Genomic DNA, 18,282 nt, shown 5'->3' with positions numbered 1-18,282 from the left:
CTACATTGTTGCCATGAGCTAGACGAAGCTTTATATCAAACATAGCTGAGTCTTTATCATCTCTTAGGGTAAAGTTATTCTCTTTAGCGAAATTTAATAAAGAGAAATTTAGGTGTTTGTTGTTAGATGTTTGGTCTTCAAAGTACTTCATGCTTATAGCGCCATCTTCTAGTTTATACTCTATATCATCGCTATTTTGCTTTATGCTAATAAAGGTAGCACCATTTATCTTGTCTTCTTCATTTTTGTTTTCTTGATAGAGTATTACCGTATCTTTGCTCTTTGCATTTTTAAATTTTATCTCTTCATTTTTACTATCTTCGTAAGAGTCAAATTTAAAGTCAGTAAGTATTAGCTCACATAAATTTGCCTTGCCATAGTTTGGCCTACTAGAATTTAGCTCTTTTGGGTTTAGCTCACTGCAATCAAATGGAGTCTGACTAGCTAGCACAACGGTAAATTCGCTCTTTTTAGGTTGAAAGACTCTAATAGGAGTTGTCATCTTTCTTGGGCATAGCAAGAGTATATTTTCTTGTTTATAAAATTCCTCCTCTCTTTGCCTTAAGAGCTTATTTATTCTTGAAGCATTTGAAGCATTTGAGCTGATTAAATTTACGCAGTATATATTTTCAAGGTTAAAGGTTTTTGTACTTTGAGTGCTTAATAAAGAATTTATCTTTGTAACAAATGGCTGAAATAAAGCCTCACATTTTGATGTATCTGATGCATTTAAATTTGATCCATTTTCTTGAAGTTTCATAAATTCTAAATGAGTAACGTTTTGGATGATCTCTTTATTGTTTTGATTTTTTGATTTATATTTTGCTTTGGATATATTTAAATGGCTAAAAACATCTATGCACTCGGCAAAATTAACATTTTGTTCATCACTTTCATAAAGGCCAAACTGATTTGAAATTTTTTCTCGCAAAAGAGATGTTTTATTGCTTGCCTCATCACTAAAGCTCTCATATGCTAGCCAAAACCAAGCCTTAAAACGATTTTTGCTTTTGATGTAGCTTGCTAGGGATGGATCAATATTGCTTTTCTTGCTGATATAAAGAAGTGCTAAAAGCGCGACATGCTCTCTTGAAATTTGACTGTTTTGTGTATCTGAAGTAAGTGAGACGGCTTGTAAATTTTTAAGTGGAGAGTTGTTTAATTTTTGATTTATCTCTTGGATTAGCGGCGTAAGCTTTTGTTCCAAGATGGCATTTAGCTGATCTTCCGAGCTAAATTCAAACTCAGGTAAAGTATCGGCACCTCCAGACTTTGCATAAGCCCCTTTTGCGGCATCATTTATCTTTTTTAAAAGTTCATCTGTGTCTATCTTTTCTATGGTGGTTGTGCTGGTGGTGGTAGCGATAGTTTGCTTGATGTCTTTTATGACTTTGTCTTTGTTGTTTTTATAAATTTGGGCACAAATAAGTTCTATATCATCTTTTAGGCTAAAGCCATATCCAATAAGTAGTTTGTTGTTAGATATAAATGGTCTGCTTATGTCATTGTCATATGAAAATTTTATGATATCTATTAAATTTCTTTTAAAATTTACATCATTTCTGGGCGTTAGAGGCATTAAACTTCCTTAGAAATTTTTGCTAAATATTAGCACAAACTTAAAAAGTATTCAACAATAAAACTTTATAGTAAAAATTTATGTCAAAAATATAAATTTGCATATTTTTGTTTTTGGTTAGACTACTTAAAAGAGCTTGTAAATTTAAAGCGCCTTTATAAACTCTTTAAATTTATCGCCTCGCTCGGCATAGCTCTTAAACTGATCAAGACTTGCAGCTGCCGGGCTTAGAAGCGCTATCTCGCTAGTCTTTAGCTCTTTATTTATCTCATTGACAGCATTTTGTAAAAAATCGCATTTTAAAGCCGGTATGCCAAATTTAGTCGCTAATTTCATGAGTTTATCACTATTTGAGCCGATGGCGTAAATTTTTACTCTTAAACTCTTTAAGTCTTCAAAAAGTGGCGTCATATCAACACCCTTATCATCGCCACCAAGTATTAGATGTATGAAATGATCTTTGTAGCGTTTTACGGCTTGTATGCTCGCATCTATGTTAGTCGCTTTTGTGTCATTGACCCAGATTCTGCCATTTTTATCGCTAAATTCTTCAAGCTTGTTTGCCTCGATGACGAAGGTATTTAAAAGTGCGACATCGCAGCGGTCAAATAAAATTTTCTCTACCGCAAGTGCTAGCAACGCGTCAAGTAAAAATGGCGTTTTAAAATTTATACTATCTACGCTTACGCCACAAAATTTAGCCAGATCGCTCTCATTTTTGTAAGAGATCACTTTTGCCCTTGTTGGCGTGTTGGCGTAAATTTCAGGCACGATCGCCACGCTACTTTCGCTCATGCTAGCAAGCGGCTTTAGCTTAGCCTTTTCGTACTCACTCATGTCGCCATGCCAGCTTAGATGATCTGGAGTGATCGGCAAAAGCACGTAGATACCAGGTGTGGCGTGATTTGTGTAGTGAAGAGTAAATGAGCTAGTCTCAAGTATCCAAATTTTAGCGTTTGAGTCTAAATTTGCCAGCGCAATGCCAACGTTGCCGCCCATGACTGAGCCCTTACTCTCTAGTAGGTGCTGTGTCATCTTGGTTGTCGTAGTCTTGCCATTTGTACCGCTTATCCAGATATTAAATGGCAGATTTTCTTTATAAATTTCATAAAAATAGTCATACTCGCTAACTAAATTCTTAGCTTTTTTAATAAGCTCATGATAAGGCGGGATGCCTGGACTTGGTATCTCTAGGTTGCTTTTTGCTGGGTCAAATTCGCTAACTGGCAAAAGAGCATTGCCAAACTCATCTTTTGAAATTTCACTAAATTTATCATCATAGATATCCCAAAGGCCGTCCTTTATGAAATTTTTAGCGATCGCCTTTATCGTGCCGCCGTAGCCAAATAGCGATTTTCTCATGACTTTCCTTATCTGATCTTTAGCGCAGTTAGTGCGATTAGATTTGCTAAAAGTGCGATGATCCAAAAGCGAACGATGATCTTATTTTCCGCCCAGCCTTTTATCTCAAAATGGTGATGTATAGGCGCCATAAGAAAAATTCTGCGTTTAAAAATTTTAAAGCTGCCTACCTGCAGAATGACGCTTAGGGTCTCAACGACAAATATGAGTCCGATGATGATGAGTAAGATTTCGTTTTTGGTAGCAACACCCATAAAACCGATATATGCTCCAACACTTAAGCTACCGCTATCGCCCATAAAGACTTCAGCTGGATGGCAGTTAAACCATAAAAAGCCCATTAATGAGCCAATTAGGGCTGAAGAGACAACAACGCTTTCGCCAACGCCTACGATCTTTGGTAAGAGTAAATATGAGCTAAAGACAGCGTGTCCGCAGATATAAGCAAAAACGCCAAGTGTTAAAAGTGAAAATATCGATGGCACAGTAGCTAGCCCGTCAAGCCCGTCTGTTAAATTTACTGAATTTGAAGCAGCGACTATGACCAGTGTCCAAAAGAAAATGGCAAAAATTTTTAAATCTAAAATAGGTTGCTTAAAAAAAGGTAGATAAAACTCGGTGCTAAGCTCGTGACTTGCATATAAAAAAATAGAAATTACAAAGGCTATTAAAAACTGAAAAAAGAGCTTTGCTTTTGGGCTTAGGCCGGCGTGGTTTTTTGCTCCTAAAATTTTACTGTAATCGTCCTTGTAGCCAAGCAGTGTAAAGCAAACTAGGCAAAAGAGAGATGTTAAGACAAATGCGTTATCAAGCCTTGCACAAATTACCGTGGAAAGTACGGCTGTGAAGACAAAGACAAGTCCGCCCATGGTCGGCGTTTTGGCCTTTTTTTGGTGAGTTTGTGGGGCAAGCTCATAGATAGGCTGGGCGGCGTTTTTTGCCTTTGCCCAAGTGATAAATTTGGGCATCAAATAAGCTGTGAGTGCAAAAGCGATGAAAAAAGCAATACCAGCACGGACGGTGATGTATTGAAAGATATTAAAATTTAAAATTTCATAGATATAGTAAAACATGAGAGCCTTTATTTTTAAAAAAAGCAATTTTAGTATAATGGCCTTAAAAATTATCTAAAATTAAGGATAAATTTTCAAAATGAGTCAAAAAACTATTTTAATAATAACTGATGGTATTGGATTTAATAAAAGCGGTAAATTTAACGCATTTGAGGCGGCTAAAAAGCCAAATTATGAGAAATTTTTTAAAGAAATTCCAAACTCGCTCATAAAGACATCTGGAAACGCTGTGGGACTACCTGAAGGGCAGATGGGAAACAGCGAAGTAGGGCACATGTGTATAGGAAGCGGACGAGTTTTGTATCAAAATTTGGTCAAAATTTCACGTAGCTTTGCTGATGGCTCGATAGCAGAAAATGAAGCCCTAAAAGCTCTTTTTAAAAAGTGCAAAAAAATTCACGTCATAGGGCTTTATAGCGACGGCGGCGTGCACTCTCATATGGAGCATTTTGATGGTATGTGCGAGCTTGCTAGCAAAAATGGCTGCGAAGTTTTTGCCCACGCTATCACCGACGGACGCGACGTTAGCCCAAATAGCGGTATAAATTTTATAAAAAGCTTGGAAGCTAAATTTAAAGTAGCTACCGTTTGTGGAAGATTTTACGCGATGGATAGAGATAAACGCTGGGAGCGCGTAAAAGAGGCTTATGATAGCTTGGTAAATGGAGCAAATTTAAGCAGCTTATCGCCAAGCGAGTATCTACAAAAAAGCTACGATGAGGGCGTGACAGATGAGTTTGTAAAGCCAGCAAGCTTTAATGGCTTTAAGGGCATGGGCGAAGATGACGGCGTGATCTTTATAAATTTTAGAAATGATAGAGCAAGAGAAATTTGCCAGGCTCTAGGCGAGGAGAAATTTAGCGAGTTTGAGCGACCTTTTGCTATCAAAAATCTAATCACCATGACCGAATATGATGCAAATTTTAAATTTGAAGTGCTATTTAAAAATGAAAAGATAAAAAACACTCTAAGCGAGGTCATCGCAGCGGCTGGGCTAAGGCAGCTTCACACGGCTGAGACAGAAAAATACGCCCACGTCACATTTTTCTTTAACGGTGGCGTCGAGGAGTTAGCTAGCAATGAAACGAGGGTACTAATCCCTAGTCCAAAGGTAAAAACCTACGACGAGAAGCCAGAGATGAGCGCAGCAGAAGTTTGCAAAGCCGTACTAAAAGGCATGGATGACGAGCAAGACTTCATCGTGGTAAATTTCGCAAATGGCGATATGGTGGGGCATACTGGCAACTATGATGCTGCTATAAAAGCAGTTGAAGCAGTGGACGTGGCCCTTGGAGAAATTTACGCCAAAGCAAAAGAGAAAAACTACGCTATGATCATCACGAGCGATCACGGAAACTGCGAAGAGATGCGCGATAGCAGCGGTGAGCTACTGACAAACCACACGACTTATGATGTCTTTTGTTTTGTGATGGCTGATGGCGTAAAAAAGGTAAAAAATGGCGGTCTAAATAATATCGCTCCTAGTGTTTTAAAGATCATGGGGCTTGAAATTCCAGCTGAGATGGACGAGGTGTTAATATAAAATAATGGAACTAGTCGAGTTTTTTGGAGCGGATAAAGTCATAACCTTTATGCTCCTTTTTGCGCGTCTTAGTGGGCTTATCGTATTTTTTCCTTTTTTTTCTCACAATCAAATCCCGCTTAGCGTAAAAACTTTGCTAGTTTTTGCCCTTTGTATCGTACTTTTCCCGCTCTCACACACCCATGAGCACGCTATAAATTTTTTGATCATGGAAATTTTAAGTGAGGCCATGCTCGGACTTTGCGCTGGACTTTTGCTAAATATCGTTTTTGCCATACTTCAAATGGCTGGCGAGCAGATCTCAATGATCATGGGTTTTTCGATGGCTTCAGTGCTTGATCCGCAAACTGGTACAAATTCGCCAGTGATTGCAAATATTTTAAATTTTATTGCGCTTCTTGCATTTTTGATGCTTGATGGGCACCATTTAATATTGCAGTTTTATTCCACTTCACTTTCTGTTATACCGCTTGGAGATTTTTATCCAAGAAGCGGTGTGATGAGCTACACCCTAAAGCTTTTTGGCAATCTTTTTATGTTTGGATTTGTTCTGGCTTTTCCTATTATCGCGCTTTCTATACTTTCAGATGCTATTTTTGGCATGCTTATGAAAACTATGCCACAATTTAACCTATTAGTCGTTGGTTATCCTATTAAGGTAAGTATCGGCTTTTCGGTTTTGATAGCTATTTTAGCTGGCATTATAAAAATCATAACTGATATGATGGTGCAGATTTTAAACGATATGCCAGCACTATTTTTTTAAGTAAATAGCAATGAAATTTATCATAGAATACAGCCTCAAGCTCTTCAAGGAGGGATCATGAAAGTTGCACTTGTAAACAAAAACCCCGCAGTTTCTCGCCTTATAACGTTAAGTTTAAATAAGCTAGGCATAGAATATAGCGAATTTGACGATGTTAATAGTGTTGGAGATCAATTTGATTATATTATCATCGATAGTGATATGGATAGCAGCGATGTTAATTTAAATCAAAAGATAATGTATCTAGCACCTAGAGGCGGTGAAAAGCCTGATTTTGCTGATGTTATGCTTGAAAAGCCCTTTTTACCAACAGAATTTATTAGTTTGTTTGAACAAAACAAAAATACTGACAATGATAAAGAACTTGAGCTTGGATTAGATGAGCCTACAAATTTTAATGACTTTGACGAAAGCAATAAAAACTTTGATGATTTAGAAAATTTTGAACTTCCAGAAATTGACATGGGACTTGAAAATTTAGCAAAAGAAAATGATAAGGCAGATAAATTTGATAACGAGGCTTTAGATGACGAGTTTTTAAAAGAGGAGCTAAGTGAACTAGAGGCCGAGGATTTAAAGGATAAAGATATCAGTTTTGATGAAACAGACACTGAACTCATAGATGATGATATTATAAATGACATAGCTAGCAAGTACATGGCTGATTCAGAAGATCTGGATAAATCCTTAGAACAAAATAATGAGCCGCCTGTGATAAAAGAAGAGCATAGCGATGACTTTGATGAGCTTAGTTCGCTTGTGGATGAGATAGATGATATGGGCGAGAGCGACTTGGCAGATGAAGAGGCGAAAAACGAGCTTGATAAAATGGTCGAGCAAAATTCTCAAAATTTAGAAACTGCCGAGCTTAATGAAGACTTTGTAGATGATATAAGCCAAAGTAAAAAAGAGCTCAGCGAGATCGAGTCTTTGGATAAAGAGCTAAACGAAGAAGCTAGTGAAGATAGCAAAAATTTTGATGAGCTAGAGACTGATTTTGGTAGTGATGAAAATTTTGAGCCTGAAAGCAGCGAGGCAAATTTGATAGATGAAGCTAGTCAAAATTTAGAGGAAGATATAGATGAAGAATCTACTAAAGAAGCAGAGGAGATTTCTTTGGATGAAGATATAGACCTTGAAAATGAGCCAACCAAAGAAGATCATGAAGAAATTTCTGAAGAAGTCCTTGCTCAAGAAGATCTAGGTATGGTAGATGAGGTATTTGAGGAAGAAAATTTTAAAGAAGAGACGTTGGGTAGCCCAAATTTTGATGTAGCGTCTATTGAGGAAATAGATGAAAATACGATGCAAGCAGCATTTGGATTAAATAATGCGCCACAAACTAGCTCATGCGATGAAACAAAAATCGATGCTGACTATAAAGAAGAGCTAACCAAAAAGATCACAAAACATGTCCATGAGTCGTTAAATGAAAGCTTGCTAAGAGATGTGCTAAAAGATATGAACATAAAGATAAATATAAGTTTTGAGGAAAAGTAGTTGCAAGGACAAATTTTAGTAGTTTCTGGGCCTAGTGGAAGTGGGAAAAGTACGCTTTTGGGCCGTCTTTTAAAGGAAGAGAAGGATCTTTATTTTTCTATTTCAAGCACGACAAGGGCAAAAAGAGAAGGCGAAGTCGATGGAGTGGATTACTATTTTATAAAAGAAGATGAGTTTAAAAGTGGCATAGAAAAGGGCGAATTTTTAGAATGGGCGCAGGTGCATAAAAACTATTATGGAACGAGTCTAAAGCCTGTTTTGACAGCACTTGAGGCTGGAAAGATAGTTATATTTGATATCGATGTACAAGGCTTTCACATCGCACTTGAAAAATTTAAAAGTTACATAACCTCAGTTTTTATCACGACAGCAAATAAAAAAGAGCTTAAAAAACGCTTGAAAAACCGCGGAACTGATAGCGACGAAACGATAGAAAATCGCCTAATGAACGCAGTTGGCGAGATGGAGCACATCTTAGAATATGATTATTTTTTGGTAAATGATGACATTGAAAAGAGTTATAAGGGCCTAAAATCAATTCTTAGAGCGATGAGGCTAAAAAGCGCGAAAATAGACTTAAGACGCGTTATTGATGAGTGGATAGATTGCTAGAAATTCAGGAATTTATGATAACATTTTGAAAAATTTATTGAGGAGAAAAAATGGGTTCTTTTAGTATTGGTCACTGGCTAGTTGTTTTAGCGATTATTGTTTTACTTTTTGGAGCAAAGAAGATCCCAGAACTTGCAAAAGGACTAGGCAAAGGCATAAAGACTTTTAAGGCTGAGATGGAAGATACAACACCTGAAAAAAGTGAGAAAGTCGAGCATAAAGAAGAGAATGCCAATAGTCAAAAAATAGAAGAAACAACTAAAAACGCATAGGTTTTAGAGTTGAAAAATAAAATAAAAGCTGAAATTTCAAAGGTTTTAGAGCGTGAATTTGTGCTTGAAAAGCCAAAGGATAAAAATTTAGCCCACTATGCAACGCCACTTTTTAGCCTAGCAAAGGAGTTAAGAAAGTCACCAGCCATGATAGCTAGCGAGTTTGCCGATAAATTTGGTGATAACAAAATAGTTGAAGCTAGTGCAGTAAATGGCTACTTAAATTTCAAACTAAGAAGCGAGTTTTTAGATGAAATTTCAAAGCAAATTTTGCTAGATAGCGAAAATTTTGCAAAAGAAGATGCGAAAAAAAATAGTTATTTAATAGAATACATCAGCGCAAATCCAACTGGACCGCTTCACATCGGACACGTTAGAGGCGCAGTTTATGGCGATACTTTGGCAAGACTTGGCAAAAGACTTGGCTACGCTATCTCAACAGAATACTATATAAACGACGCTGGTAATCAAATCGACCTACTTGGCACTTCGATATCGCTTGCGGCAAAAGAACAGCTTTTTAACGAAAGCGTCGTCTATCCAGAGAAATACTACCGAGGCGATTATATTTTAGATATTGCTAAGCTTGCAAATGAGAAATTTGGCAAGGAAATTTTTTATGACGAGAGCAGAAACCTTGAGCTTGCCGAGTTTGGCAAGGATATCGTGCTTGAGATTATCAAAAAGGATTTGGCGGACGTTGGGATATTTATAGAGAGCTGGGCTAGTGAAAAGGCTCTTTATGACGGCCTAGAGCCAACTATAAATAAGCTAAAACGTTCAAAACAAATGTACGAAAAAGATGGCGCTACTTATATCGCTTCAACCACGCTTGGCGATGATAACGATAGGGTTGTGATTAGAAATGACGGCAGACCAACATATCTAGCTGGCGACATCATCTATCATAACGCTAAATTTGAGAAAAATTTCGACCACTACATAAACATTTGGGGTGCTGACCATCACGGATATATTGCAAGGCTAAAGGCTGCGATAAATTTCCTTGGATACGATGAAAGCAAGCTCGAAGTGATACTTATGCAGATGGTTAGTTTGCTAAAAGATGGCAAGCCATACAAGATGAGCAAGCGCGCTGGCAATGCCGTGCTGATGAGTGATATCGCAAGTGAGATTGGTGCTGAGGCGCTTAGATTTATCTTTATAAGCAAGGCAAATACGAGTAGTTTGGAATTTGACGTAGATGAGCTTAAAAAAGAGGATAGCTCAAATCCTATCTTTTATATAAACTATGCTCATGCTAGGATAAATCAAGTCTTTGCAAAGGCTGGGAAAAATGTTCAAGATGTAATCAATGCAAACTTCGAATGCCTAGATGAAAATGCTAAGAATTTACTTTTTGAGGCGCTGATATTGCCAGAAATTTTAGAAGATGCTTTTATCTCGAGGCAGCTTCAAAAGATCCCAGACTATCTGAAGTCCCTAGCTGCTAGTTTTCATAAATTTTATAACGAAAACCGTGTGGTTGGAAATGAAAACGAAGATAGCTTGCTAAAAATTTTTGCAGTTGTCGCTATCTCGATAAAAACAGCATTTAATATAATGGGAATTACAGCTAAAGATAGGATGTAGAATTTGCATTCATTTTGGCTAAAAGCAACAAAATTAAATTCGAAAAAAGGTTTATTTAAAAATATCTCAAACTTATGATATTTTTGAGAAGTTAAATGCCTTTTTTCTCAAATATAATCGCAATGGTTTTTACTATGATCTTTATCTCCAGCCAAAGCGACCAGTGTTTGATGTAGTAAAGATCATACATTAGTTTTTGTTTGGCGTCGTGTGTATTTGAGCCATAAGGGTAGTTTACCTGTGCCCAGCCGGTGATACCAGGGCGAACGATGTGGCGTTCATTGTAGTAAGGGATCTCTTTTTCAAAGAAATTTATCCAGTGTCTTCGCTCAGGCCTTGGACCTATCAGATGCATTTGCCCTCGAAAGACATTTATACACTGCGGCACCTCGTCTATACGAGTTTTTCGCATAAATTCGCCAAACTCAAACACTCTCTCATCATTTTCGCTAGCAAATTTTGCCCCATCTTTCTCGGCATCTTCCATCATCGAGCGAAATTTTATGCACTCAAATTCCTTGTTGTCCAGCCCAACTCTACTTTGTAAAAAGTAAAGGCTTCCAGGCGATTGCTCGTCTATCTTTTTTTTTACATAAAATTTTAGACCAAAAAGCAAGATGAAAAGTATTAAGCAGCCAGCATAATCGATCATTCGCTTGAGTGCGTAAGCAAAAGCACCATAAGGCCTTATTTCATCTAAAAAATTAAGATTTTCACCATTTTCTGGGATATAACATTTGTGCAGATAAATTTCTAAAAAATTCTCTACGTTTAGAAATTTTATCTTTTTATACTTCGTTTTAAACTGCAAAAGCGTGAGAAATCTCACCAGTTTGCCATCAACTGGCTTTGCGGTATTTAGCACGATCAGCCTTTGATCGCCTGATTTTATGAGATTTTCTAGTGCGCTTCGCAAGGCTTTTGCGTCGCTATTTTCATGGGATAAAAAATTTACTTGACCAAATTTCTTTCTAAGCTTTTCTAGTTCTAAGCTGGTAAAAGCATATTTTTCGCCAAGGATGATCATAGTCCTATCCCTTTATCTTTATTTTAAATTTGCATTATAAAATTCGTCTAATTATACCCAAACGTGCTAATTGCATTTTTAAAAAATAGATTAAGGTTAAAATATGTCTCATAAATTTCTTGCTGTGCTTGTTCTGGCGCTGATTTGTACCGTTTCTTTTACGCTCTCAAACACGATTTTAGCTAAATTTCACACCAGCCCGCTCATCATCTCTATCATTTTAGGTGCCATTTTTGCAAATCTTTTTACAAAACAAACTCAAATTTTAAAAAGTAGTGGCGTCGTAGCGATCGCTGGGAAGCAAATTTTAAGGCTAGGCATCATACTTTTTGGCTTCAATATAAGCCTTAGTGAGATCGCAAGTGTTGGCACTATAGGCGTGATATACGTAGCTTTTATGGTCTTTGCGACCTTTTGCTTTGCGCTTTTTGTAGCCAAAGCTTTGGGGCTTAGCAAGGATAGCGCCGTGCTCATTGGCTCAGGGACAAGTATATGCGGCGCAGCTGCTGTTATGGCTACTCAAAATGAGATAAAAGCAGACGCAAACAAGCTTGCTATCGCCATTTGCACGGTTGTGCTCTTTGGGACGATTGGCATGTTTATCTATCCATTTATCGCTAAATTTCTAGCTCTCACGCCGCAACAAACCGGCTTTTTTATTGGTGGCTCACTTCACGAGGTAGCCCATGTAGTTGCAGCCTCAGCAGCATTCGACAGCGCAGCTAGCAGCACCGCTGTTATCATAAAAATGCTTCGCGTCATCATGCTTGTGCCATTTTTGTTTTTGCTAAATTTCTTAAATTTAAGCCAAAATAGCGGTGGCTCGAAGCTAAAGAGCATACCTTGGTTTGCACTATTTTTCTTAGTGGCGATCTGCGTTAGATCTTTGCCATTTTTCCCTGAAAATTTGGTGCAAATTTTAAAGCTAGCAGCTAGTATCTGTCTTTGCGTCGCGATGTGTGCTTTGGGGTTTGGGATAGATAGGAGTATATTTAAAGCAACAGGCAAAAAGCCATTTTTGCTAGCATTTTTTATATTTTTATGGCTTATTTGCTCTTCGCTTGTTTTTGTTAAGACTCTTTGCTAGTTTTTAGCTTTTGCAAAAACTCTTCGATGTTGTATTTTGCTCTGTAAGCTGGGCTTAAAAGGTGTATCAAAATGTCGCCAAGGTCCATCACGATCCAATCAGGCGAGCTCTCAGTGCCTATAAATTTCTCTCCAAGAGGTTTAAGCTCCTCTTTTAGATCCTCGCTCAGTGAGTAAGCGTGTCTCTCGCCAAGTGTTGTGGCGATAACTACGGCTTTTACGAAATAATCATCTCCACTCATATCAAACACTTGTATCTCTTCAGCCTTTTTTGCGTCTAAAACCTTAACTATACTTTCGGTGCGCTCTTGCATCGATCTCTCTTGCATTTTGTATCCTTGGTAAAAATTTATGATTTCATCTTTTATCTCGCTAGGCAACTCATCAAGCCCCTTTTGGTGCCTGATCTGCGACGAGCTAACGTCCACGTGCACGTCCATTTTTTGTAGATTGCGTGGAATTTCTATGTGATTGCGCTTGGCGATCACAAAATGCACTAAGCTTTTAAGCTCCTCGTAGCCATGCCATTTATCAAGCGTGGCTAGGTGGTCCGCGCCTATTATGAGATAAAATTTTTCTATCTTGAATTTCTCATACAAATACTTGACCGTCTCTATGGTAGGCACCGGGCGAGCCAAATTTATCTCATAGTCTGAGATCTCGACCTTCTCTAGGCTGCCCCAAATTTCTCTTATCCACTTTAGGCGAAGCTCTGGTGGAGCTGAAAATTCGCTCTTAAAGGGACTTATAAAAGTTGGCATTATAATGAGCTTGTCGATATCTAGGCCACTTAGTGCCATTTTCACAATGCTATCGTGTCCTAAATGAACCGGATCAAAGCTCCCGCCAAAAAGTGCTAACTTCATCTATTAAAGTGCCTTGTTTATATTTGTTTTAAAATTCTTTTTTGTAGAATTAGGCGTAATTATATCAAAAGGAGCTAAGATGTCAGTTAAAGTAGCAATAAACGGCTTCGGGCGTATCGGCAGGTGCGCTGCTCGTATTATTTTAGAGCGAGAGGACGTTGAGCTTGTCGCTATCAACGACACGGCGACGCGCGACATGACGCGCTATCTGCTCAAATACGACAGCGTGCACGGCGAATTTAAGCAAGACGTTAAGGTGATAAGCGACGATTTTATAGAAGTAAACGGCAAAAAGATAAGAGTTTTTTCAACTAGGGATCTAAACGAGCTTAGCTACGCAGACTACGGCGCAGACGTGGTTTTGGAGTGTACGGGCAAGTTTTTGACTACCGAAAAATGCGAGCCCTATCTAGCTCGCGGCATCAAAAAAGTCGTTATGAGCGCTCCGGCAAAAGACGACACAGCGACGTTTGTAGTCGGCGTAAACGACGATAAATACGCAGGCGAAGCGATCGTCTCAAACGCAAGCTGCACCACAAACGGCCTAGCTCCAGTAGCAAAGGTGCTAAACGATAAATTTGGCATCGTAAAAGGGCTCATGACTACGATCCACGCATATACAAATGGCCAAAGCCTAGTTGATGTAAAGGCAAAAGATTTCCGCCGCTCACGCGCAGCAGCGCTAAATATCGGACCTACGACCACCGGAGCTGCAAAAGCGATCGCTAAAGTGCTTCCAGAGCTAAGCGGCAAGCTACACGGTCAAGCAGTGCGCGTGCCAGTGGCAAACGTTTCAATGGTCGATCTAACGGCGGTTTTAAAAAGACCAGCTAGCAAAGAGGAGATAAACGAGGCATTTAGGGCGGCTGCGGAGTCAAATTTAAAGGGAATTTTATTCGTAGATGACGACTACAGAGTTAGCAGCGACTTTTGCACAAGCACCTTTAGCAGCATCGTAGCGAGCGACACTACGCAGGTCATCGCTGATGATATGGTGAAGGTCTTTGCGTGGTACGACAACGAGTGGGGCTACTCGACAAGGCTTGTCGATCTTGCTAAGATCGTGGCTACGAAGTAAATTAAAGGGTGAAAAATGAGTGAAATTTTATCGATCAACGATCTTGAACTTGGCGGCGCAAAAGTATTTGTTAGGTGCGATTTTAACGTGCCGATGGACGAGTTTTTAAATATCACCGACGACCGCCGTATCCGCTCGGCGATCCCTACTATCCGCTACTGCCTCGATAACGGCTGCAGCGTGGTTTTGGCTAGCCACCTAGGACGCCCTAAAAACGGCTTTGAGGAGAAATTTTCGCTGCGAGGCGTGGCAAAGAGGCTTTCAAGGCTGCTTGATAGAGACGTGATATTTGCCGAGGACGTCGTCGGTGCGGATGCCAAAGCCAAAGTCGCCGCGCTAAAACCGGGCGAAATTTTGCTTCTTGAAAATTTGCGCTTTGAAAAGGGCGAAACCAAAAACGACGAGGCGTTAGCCGCCGAGCTCGCTAAATACGGCGAATTTTACATCAACGACGCGTTTGGCGTCTGCCATAGGGCTCACAGCTCGGTCGAGGCGATCACTAAATTTTACGACGAGAGGCACAAAGCGGCGGGATTTTTGCTACAAAAAGAGATAAATTTCGCTCAAAATCTCATCAAACACCCTGTGCGCCCGTTTGTGGCGGTCGTTGGCGGTAGTAAGGTAAGCGGCAAGCTACAAGCCCTACACAACCTGCTTCCGCGCGTGGATAAGCTGATAATTGGCGGCGGCATGGCGTTTACGTTTTTAAAATCGCTCGGCGAAAATATCGGAAATTCGCTGCTTGAAGAAGATCTCATCGAGGACGCACGAGAAATTTTACGCAAGGGCAGGGAGCTTGGCGTTAAAATTTACCTGCCTGTAGACGTCGTCGCGGCTCAGACGTTTTCGGCAGAAAGCGCCGTGAAATTCGTCCCCGCCCAAGAGATTCCGAGCGGCTGGATGGGGCTAGATATCGGGCCAGCGTCCATTAGGCTATTTAAAGAGGTTATCGCCGACGCGCAAACCATCTGGTGGAACGGACCGATGGGCGTTTTTGAGATGGATAAATTTAGCAAAGGCAGTATCAAAATGAGCCACGCCATCATCGACACTCACGCGACTACGGTCGTTGGCGGCGGCGATACGGCCGACGTCGTCGAGCGCGCCGGGGATGCCGACGAGATGACCTTTATCTCGACTGGAGGCGGCGCTAGCCTGGAGCTCATCGAGGGCAAGGAGCTACCGGGCATAAAACCGCTTAGAAAGGCTGCGGAGTGAGGTTTTTAGCAAATTTAAAGTGCAATCATACGAGAGCTAGCTTTGCTAAATACGCTGAAATTTTAGACGCAAATTTAAGCGCAAACGACGACGTGACGGTATTTCCTCCGTTTAGCGCGCTTGATCTTGCGGCTCATAAATTTAAACTCGGCGCGCAAAATTTCTACCCATGCGAAAGTGGCGCTCACACTGGCGAGATCGGTAAGGCGATGCTGGATGAGTTTGGCGTAAAAAGCGTACTGATCGGGCATTCCGAACGGAGGGAGCTTGGCGAGAGCGAGGAGCTTTTGCGCGTTAAATTCGATTTTGCCGCAAAGGCTGGCTGGCAGATCGTTTACTGCATCGGCGAAAATTTGAGCGTGAATGAAGCTGGCGGCACGAAGGAGTTTTTGGCGGAACAGCTAAAAAATATCGACCTTGGCTACGAGCGGCTGCTGATCGCCTATGAGCCAATTTGGGCGATAGGCACGGGCAAGAGTGCAAGCGCGGAGCAGATAGAAAATGTTTTAAATTTCATCCGCGAGCAGACGAGCGCGCCGCTACTTTACGGCGGCAGCGTAAACGTTGCAAATATCGGCGAGATAGCAGGGATAGCAAGCTGCGACGGAGTACTAGTAGGTACGGCGAGCTGGGACGCTTCTGGTTTCTTGGAACTTATTAGCGCGTCATCTCGCTGACGTCTTTAAATGATTTTGTAAATTTCGCCCTGCGACAGACTACATGCCTAGTCTTTGGACGAAAATTACTTCTTCTATTTATAGCTACAAGCGTAGCGAAGTAGAAAACATTTAAATCCGCCTAGCGATATTTCCACTTGTCGATTCGCGTTTAGAATTTGACGTTTTGTTAAATTTGGATTGCAAAATTTTAAGTCGATTAGTCAAGGCAAAATTTAAAAATAAGCAGAGTAGGCATATATTTTTTGAGTATTGCTTTTAAAATTTTAACGAAAGATAACTCTGCTTGCAGCTGTAAGCTTGTGAAGTAGAAAAAAGTTAAGTAGCTTTAATAAAAAGGAGAACAAATGATACTAAAAGGTAAAAAAGGTCTAATAGTAGGCGTTGCGAACGCCAAATCTATCGCTTATGGCATTGCAAAAGCTTGCTGCGATCAAGGTGCGCAGATGGCATTTACCTACCTAAACGACGCGCTAAAAAAACGCGTAGAGCCAATCGCAGAGGAGTTTGGTAGCAAATTTGTCTACGAACTTGATGTGAATAATCAAGCACATTTAGATGGACTTGCGGATCGTATCAAAGCAGACCTTGGCGAGATCGATTTTATTGTGCATGCAGTGGCTTACGCACCAAAAGAAGCGCTTGAGGGCGAGTTCGTAAACACGAGCAAAGAAGCCTTTGACATCGCGATGGGAACTAGTGTGTACTCGCTACTAAGCCTTACTCGTGCGGTTTTGCCAGTGCTAAAAGAGGGTGGCTCGGTGCTTACTCTTACATACCTTGGTGGACCAAAATTTGTGCCGCACTACAACGTAATGGGCGTTGCAAAAGCAGCACTTGAAAGCTCAGTTCGCTACCTAGCGCATGACCTTGGCACTAAAAATATCCGTGTAAATGCGATCAGCGCAGGCCCTATCAAGACGCTTGCTGCAAGCGGAATAGGCGACTTTAGGATGATTTTACGCTACAACGAAGTAAATAGCCCGCTAAAACGCAACGTCACTACCGAAGACGTCGGCAACAGCGCTATGTATCTGCTTAGCGACCTAGCTAGTGGTGTAACAGGTGAAGTTCACTACGTAGACTGCGGCTACAACATCATGGGCATGGGTGACGTGGCTACTGACGCCGAGGGTAACACGATCCTAGCTTGGGACGCAAAATAATCTACTAATACAAATTTGGCGGGGTGACTCGCCAAATTATTCTTTAAAATTTCACCAAATTTACTGCAAGGGCAGACAATATGAGCTTTAGACGAGCTTATAGATACAAATAGTCCAGGCTGGGTACCGATAGAAGAGTGGCTAGAAGAGAACAAAAAACGATTATGAAATTTTGCCTCGTGATGAGGGCAGGGCACAAAGAGCGAGTTTTTTTGGTTTCAAGTAGCCACTCGATCGCCGATGGGAGCGTTTGTTTATGAGTGTGGTGGCATCGTAATGGATGAAGGTTGTCTGTGTATGCTTGGCTCAGGATGTGAGCAGATGAAGCGGGGAATTTACAGCTTTACCTTAGTAAAAGCTTTAGCGAAGCAAGGCAGATGCCTAGCTATTTGTTCGTGGCAAACGATGTTTTGTGTAAAATTTTGCGCTAAATGGCGTAACCTTTGGTGGCAAAGCCGGCAATGTCTTTTACTGCGTGCCAGATAAGCGGCAAATGGGAAGATACGTAGCTTGGCTAATCGCAGTTTTTACTGAATTCTTTGCGGCAATATATCTAAATTTTGCGAGCTTTATCACTAGGATGGCTGGCCTGAGGATGTAAGAAATTTTTAGTCTTGATAGGACGATATTTGTGCTACCACCTATACTTTAGTAAGACATCAACGTGAGTCTAAGACTAAAAAATATGAAAAAATATAGTATTTGCATGAATAAATATTTCATTTTTGACTTTAAGAGTGTCTAATAAATTTGCGTGATACTTCTATTAGATTCAAGAGTTTTGCTCTATCTTATTTAAATTTTAAAATTTTTTCATAGTCTATCTAAAAGTGTTTATAAAAAAAATTCTGAGCGCTAAAAAAG

17 protein-coding genes are annotated in these 18,282 nt (G+C 40.1%); 12 read left to right on the top strand and 5 right to left on the bottom strand.

Translation table 11 applies throughout. From position 1 onward, the window contains the following. The 3 genes from CYP43_RS02045 to mraY form a co-directional block, all read right to left on the bottom strand. The coding region (locus tag CYP43_RS02045; protein WP_180998627.1) for a hypothetical protein at positions 1 to 1,579 on the bottom strand (1,579 nt) is incomplete at its 3' end. A 144-nt stretch (positions 1,580 to 1,723) separates the two neighbouring features. Beyond that, positions 1,724 to 2,941, bottom strand: a complete 1,218-nt coding sequence (gene murD, locus CYP43_RS02040; RefSeq protein ID WP_103582338.1) for a UDP-N-acetylmuramoyl-L-alanine--D-glutamate ligase — start codon at positions 2,939 to 2,941, stop codon at positions 1,724 to 1,726. 8 nt (positions 2,942 to 2,949) lie between these two features. Continuing rightward, on the bottom strand, positions 2,950 to 4,014 hold the full coding sequence (gene mraY, locus CYP43_RS02035) for a phospho-N-acetylmuramoyl-pentapeptide-transferase (RefSeq protein ID WP_103582337.1): 1,065 nt from the start codon (positions 4,012 to 4,014) through the stop codon (positions 2,950 to 2,952). Positions 4,015 to 4,093: 79 nt separating this feature from the next. Between mraY and gpmI the strand changes: the two genes are divergently transcribed. From gpmI to argS, 6 genes are read left to right on the top strand one after another with little or no spacing between them, the layout of a single operon-like run. Next, the gene (gpmI, locus tag CYP43_RS02030; protein WP_103582336.1) at positions 4,094 to 5,557 is read left to right on the top strand and encodes a 2,3-bisphosphoglycerate-independent phosphoglycerate mutase; all 1,464 of its coding nucleotides are present in this window, start codon (positions 4,094 to 4,096) and stop codon (positions 5,555 to 5,557) included. Between the two features lie 4 nt (positions 5,558 to 5,561). Further along, entirely contained in the window at positions 5,562 to 6,323 is a 762-nt protein-coding gene (fliR, locus tag CYP43_RS02025; protein WP_103582335.1) for a flagellar biosynthetic protein FliR, read from the top strand. A 57-nt stretch (positions 6,324 to 6,380) separates the two neighbouring features. Further along, the gene (locus CYP43_RS02020; protein ID WP_103582334.1) at positions 6,381 to 7,823 is read left to right on the top strand and encodes a Highly acidic protein; all 1,443 of its coding nucleotides are present in this window, start codon (positions 6,381 to 6,383) and stop codon (positions 7,821 to 7,823) included. Then, the gene (gene gmk / locus CYP43_RS02015) at positions 7,824 to 8,435 is read left to right on the top strand and encodes a guanylate kinase (protein ID WP_103582333.1); all 612 of its coding nucleotides are present in this window, start codon (positions 7,824 to 7,826) and stop codon (positions 8,433 to 8,435) included. Positions 8,436 to 8,485: 50 nt separating this feature from the next. Beyond that, positions 8,486 to 8,707, top strand: a complete 222-nt coding sequence (tatA, locus tag CYP43_RS02010; protein ID WP_054197075.1) for a twin-arginine translocase TatA/TatE family subunit — start codon at positions 8,486 to 8,488, stop codon at positions 8,705 to 8,707. Between the two features lie 9 nt (positions 8,708 to 8,716). After that, the gene (argS, locus tag CYP43_RS02005; protein WP_103582332.1) at positions 8,717 to 10,300 is read left to right on the top strand and encodes an arginine--tRNA ligase; all 1,584 of its coding nucleotides are present in this window, start codon (positions 8,717 to 8,719) and stop codon (positions 10,298 to 10,300) included. A gap of 91 nt (positions 10,301 to 10,391) precedes the next feature. On the opposite strand, the gene CYP43_RS02000 is transcribed toward argS, so the two are convergent. Next, a complete protein-coding gene (locus CYP43_RS02000; RefSeq protein ID WP_103582331.1) occupies positions 10,392 to 11,327 on the bottom strand; it encodes a sugar transferase in 936 nt (311 codons plus the stop codon). Positions 11,328 to 11,430: 103 nt separating this feature from the next. Between CYP43_RS02000 and CYP43_RS01995 the strand changes: the two genes are divergently transcribed. Next, positions 11,431 to 12,414 (top strand): YeiH family protein, encoded by a 984-nt coding sequence (locus CYP43_RS01995; RefSeq protein WP_103582330.1) that lies wholly within the window; start codon positions 11,431 to 11,433, stop codon positions 12,412 to 12,414. Here the strand turns inward: CYP43_RS01995 and nadD are convergent. Next, positions 12,398 to 13,279: a nicotinate (nicotinamide) nucleotide adenylyltransferase gene (gene nadD / locus CYP43_RS01990; RefSeq protein WP_103582329.1), complete on the bottom strand. Its 882-nt coding sequence runs from the start codon at positions 13,277 to 13,279 to the stop codon at positions 12,398 to 12,400. The genes CYP43_RS01995 and nadD overlap by 17 nt on opposite strands. Positions 13,280 to 13,358: 79 nt before the next feature. Between nadD and gap the strand changes: the two genes are divergently transcribed. The 5 genes from gap (at position 13,359) to CYP43_RS09625 (ending at position 17,904) form a co-directional block, all read left to right on the top strand. Beyond that, positions 13,359 to 14,357, top strand: a complete 999-nt coding sequence (gene gap / locus CYP43_RS01985) for a type I glyceraldehyde-3-phosphate dehydrogenase (RefSeq protein WP_103582328.1) — start codon at positions 13,359 to 13,361, stop codon at positions 14,355 to 14,357. 15 nt (positions 14,358 to 14,372) lie between these two features. Then, positions 14,373 to 15,575: a phosphoglycerate kinase gene (locus CYP43_RS01980; protein WP_103582327.1), complete on the top strand. Its 1,203-nt coding sequence runs from the start codon at positions 14,373 to 14,375 to the stop codon at positions 15,573 to 15,575. Then, positions 15,572 to 16,252 (top strand): triose-phosphate isomerase, encoded by a 681-nt coding sequence (locus tag CYP43_RS01975; protein WP_103582326.1) that lies wholly within the window; start codon positions 15,572 to 15,574, stop codon positions 16,250 to 16,252. The genes CYP43_RS01980 and CYP43_RS01975 overlap by 4 nt, the downstream gene beginning before the upstream one ends. Before the next feature lie 347 nt (positions 16,253 to 16,599). Next, complete coding sequence (fabI, locus tag CYP43_RS01970) at positions 16,600 to 17,418, top strand: enoyl-ACP reductase FabI (protein WP_103582325.1); 819 nt, start codon at positions 16,600 to 16,602, stop codon at positions 17,416 to 17,418. Positions 17,419 to 17,658: 240 nt separating this feature from the next. Next, positions 17,659 to 17,904 (top strand): DUF2625 domain-containing protein, encoded by a 246-nt coding sequence (locus CYP43_RS09625; protein WP_258032127.1) that lies wholly within the window; start codon positions 17,659 to 17,661, stop codon positions 17,902 to 17,904. The last annotated feature ends 378 nt before the right edge of the window (positions 17,905 to 18,282 follow it).

The sequence above is a fragment of the Campylobacter concisus genome (assembly GCF_002913045.1).
Classification (GTDB): domain Bacteria; phylum Campylobacterota; class Campylobacteria; order Campylobacterales; family Campylobacteraceae; genus Campylobacter_A; species Campylobacter_A concisus_AP.
This window is presented reverse-complemented; position numbering and strand designations above follow the sequence as displayed.

Bases quoted from the DNA above. Each gene is read 5' to 3' on its own strand.
- murD (WP_103582338.1), bottom strand. From the start codon at position 2,941: ATGAGAAAATCGCTATTTGGCTACGGCGGCACGATAAAGGCGATCGCT.
- mraY (WP_103582337.1), bottom strand. From the start codon at position 4,014: ATGTTTTACTATATCTATGAAATTTTAAATTTTAATATCTTTCAATAC.
- gpmI (WP_103582336.1), top strand. From the start codon at position 4,094: ATGAGTCAAAAAACTATTTTAATAATAACTGATGGTATTGGATTTAAT.
- fliR (WP_103582335.1), top strand. From the start codon at position 5,562: ATGGAACTAGTCGAGTTTTTTGGAGCGGATAAAGTCATAACCTTTATG.
- CYP43_RS02020 (WP_103582334.1), top strand. From the start codon at position 6,381: ATGAAAGTTGCACTTGTAAACAAAAACCCCGCAGTTTCTCGCCTTATA.
- tatA (WP_054197075.1), top strand. From the start codon at position 8,486: ATGGGTTCTTTTAGTATTGGTCACTGGCTAGTTGTTTTAGCGATTATT.
- CYP43_RS02000 (WP_103582331.1), bottom strand. From the start codon at position 11,327: ATGATCATCCTTGGCGAAAAATATGCTTTTACCAGCTTAGAACTAGAA.
- CYP43_RS01995 (WP_103582330.1), top strand. From the start codon at position 11,431: ATGTCTCATAAATTTCTTGCTGTGCTTGTTCTGGCGCTGATTTGTACC.
- nadD (WP_103582329.1), bottom strand. From the start codon at position 13,279: ATGAAGTTAGCACTTTTTGGCGGGAGCTTTGATCCGGTTCATTTAGGA.
- gap (WP_103582328.1), top strand. From the start codon at position 13,359: ATGTCAGTTAAAGTAGCAATAAACGGCTTCGGGCGTATCGGCAGGTGC.
- CYP43_RS01980 (WP_103582327.1), top strand. From the start codon at position 14,373: ATGAGTGAAATTTTATCGATCAACGATCTTGAACTTGGCGGCGCAAAA.
- fabI (WP_103582325.1), top strand. From the start codon at position 16,600: ATGATACTAAAAGGTAAAAAAGGTCTAATAGTAGGCGTTGCGAACGCC.
- CYP43_RS09625 (WP_258032127.1), top strand. From the start codon at position 17,659: ATGGGAGCGTTTGTTTATGAGTGTGGTGGCATCGTAATGGATGAAGGT.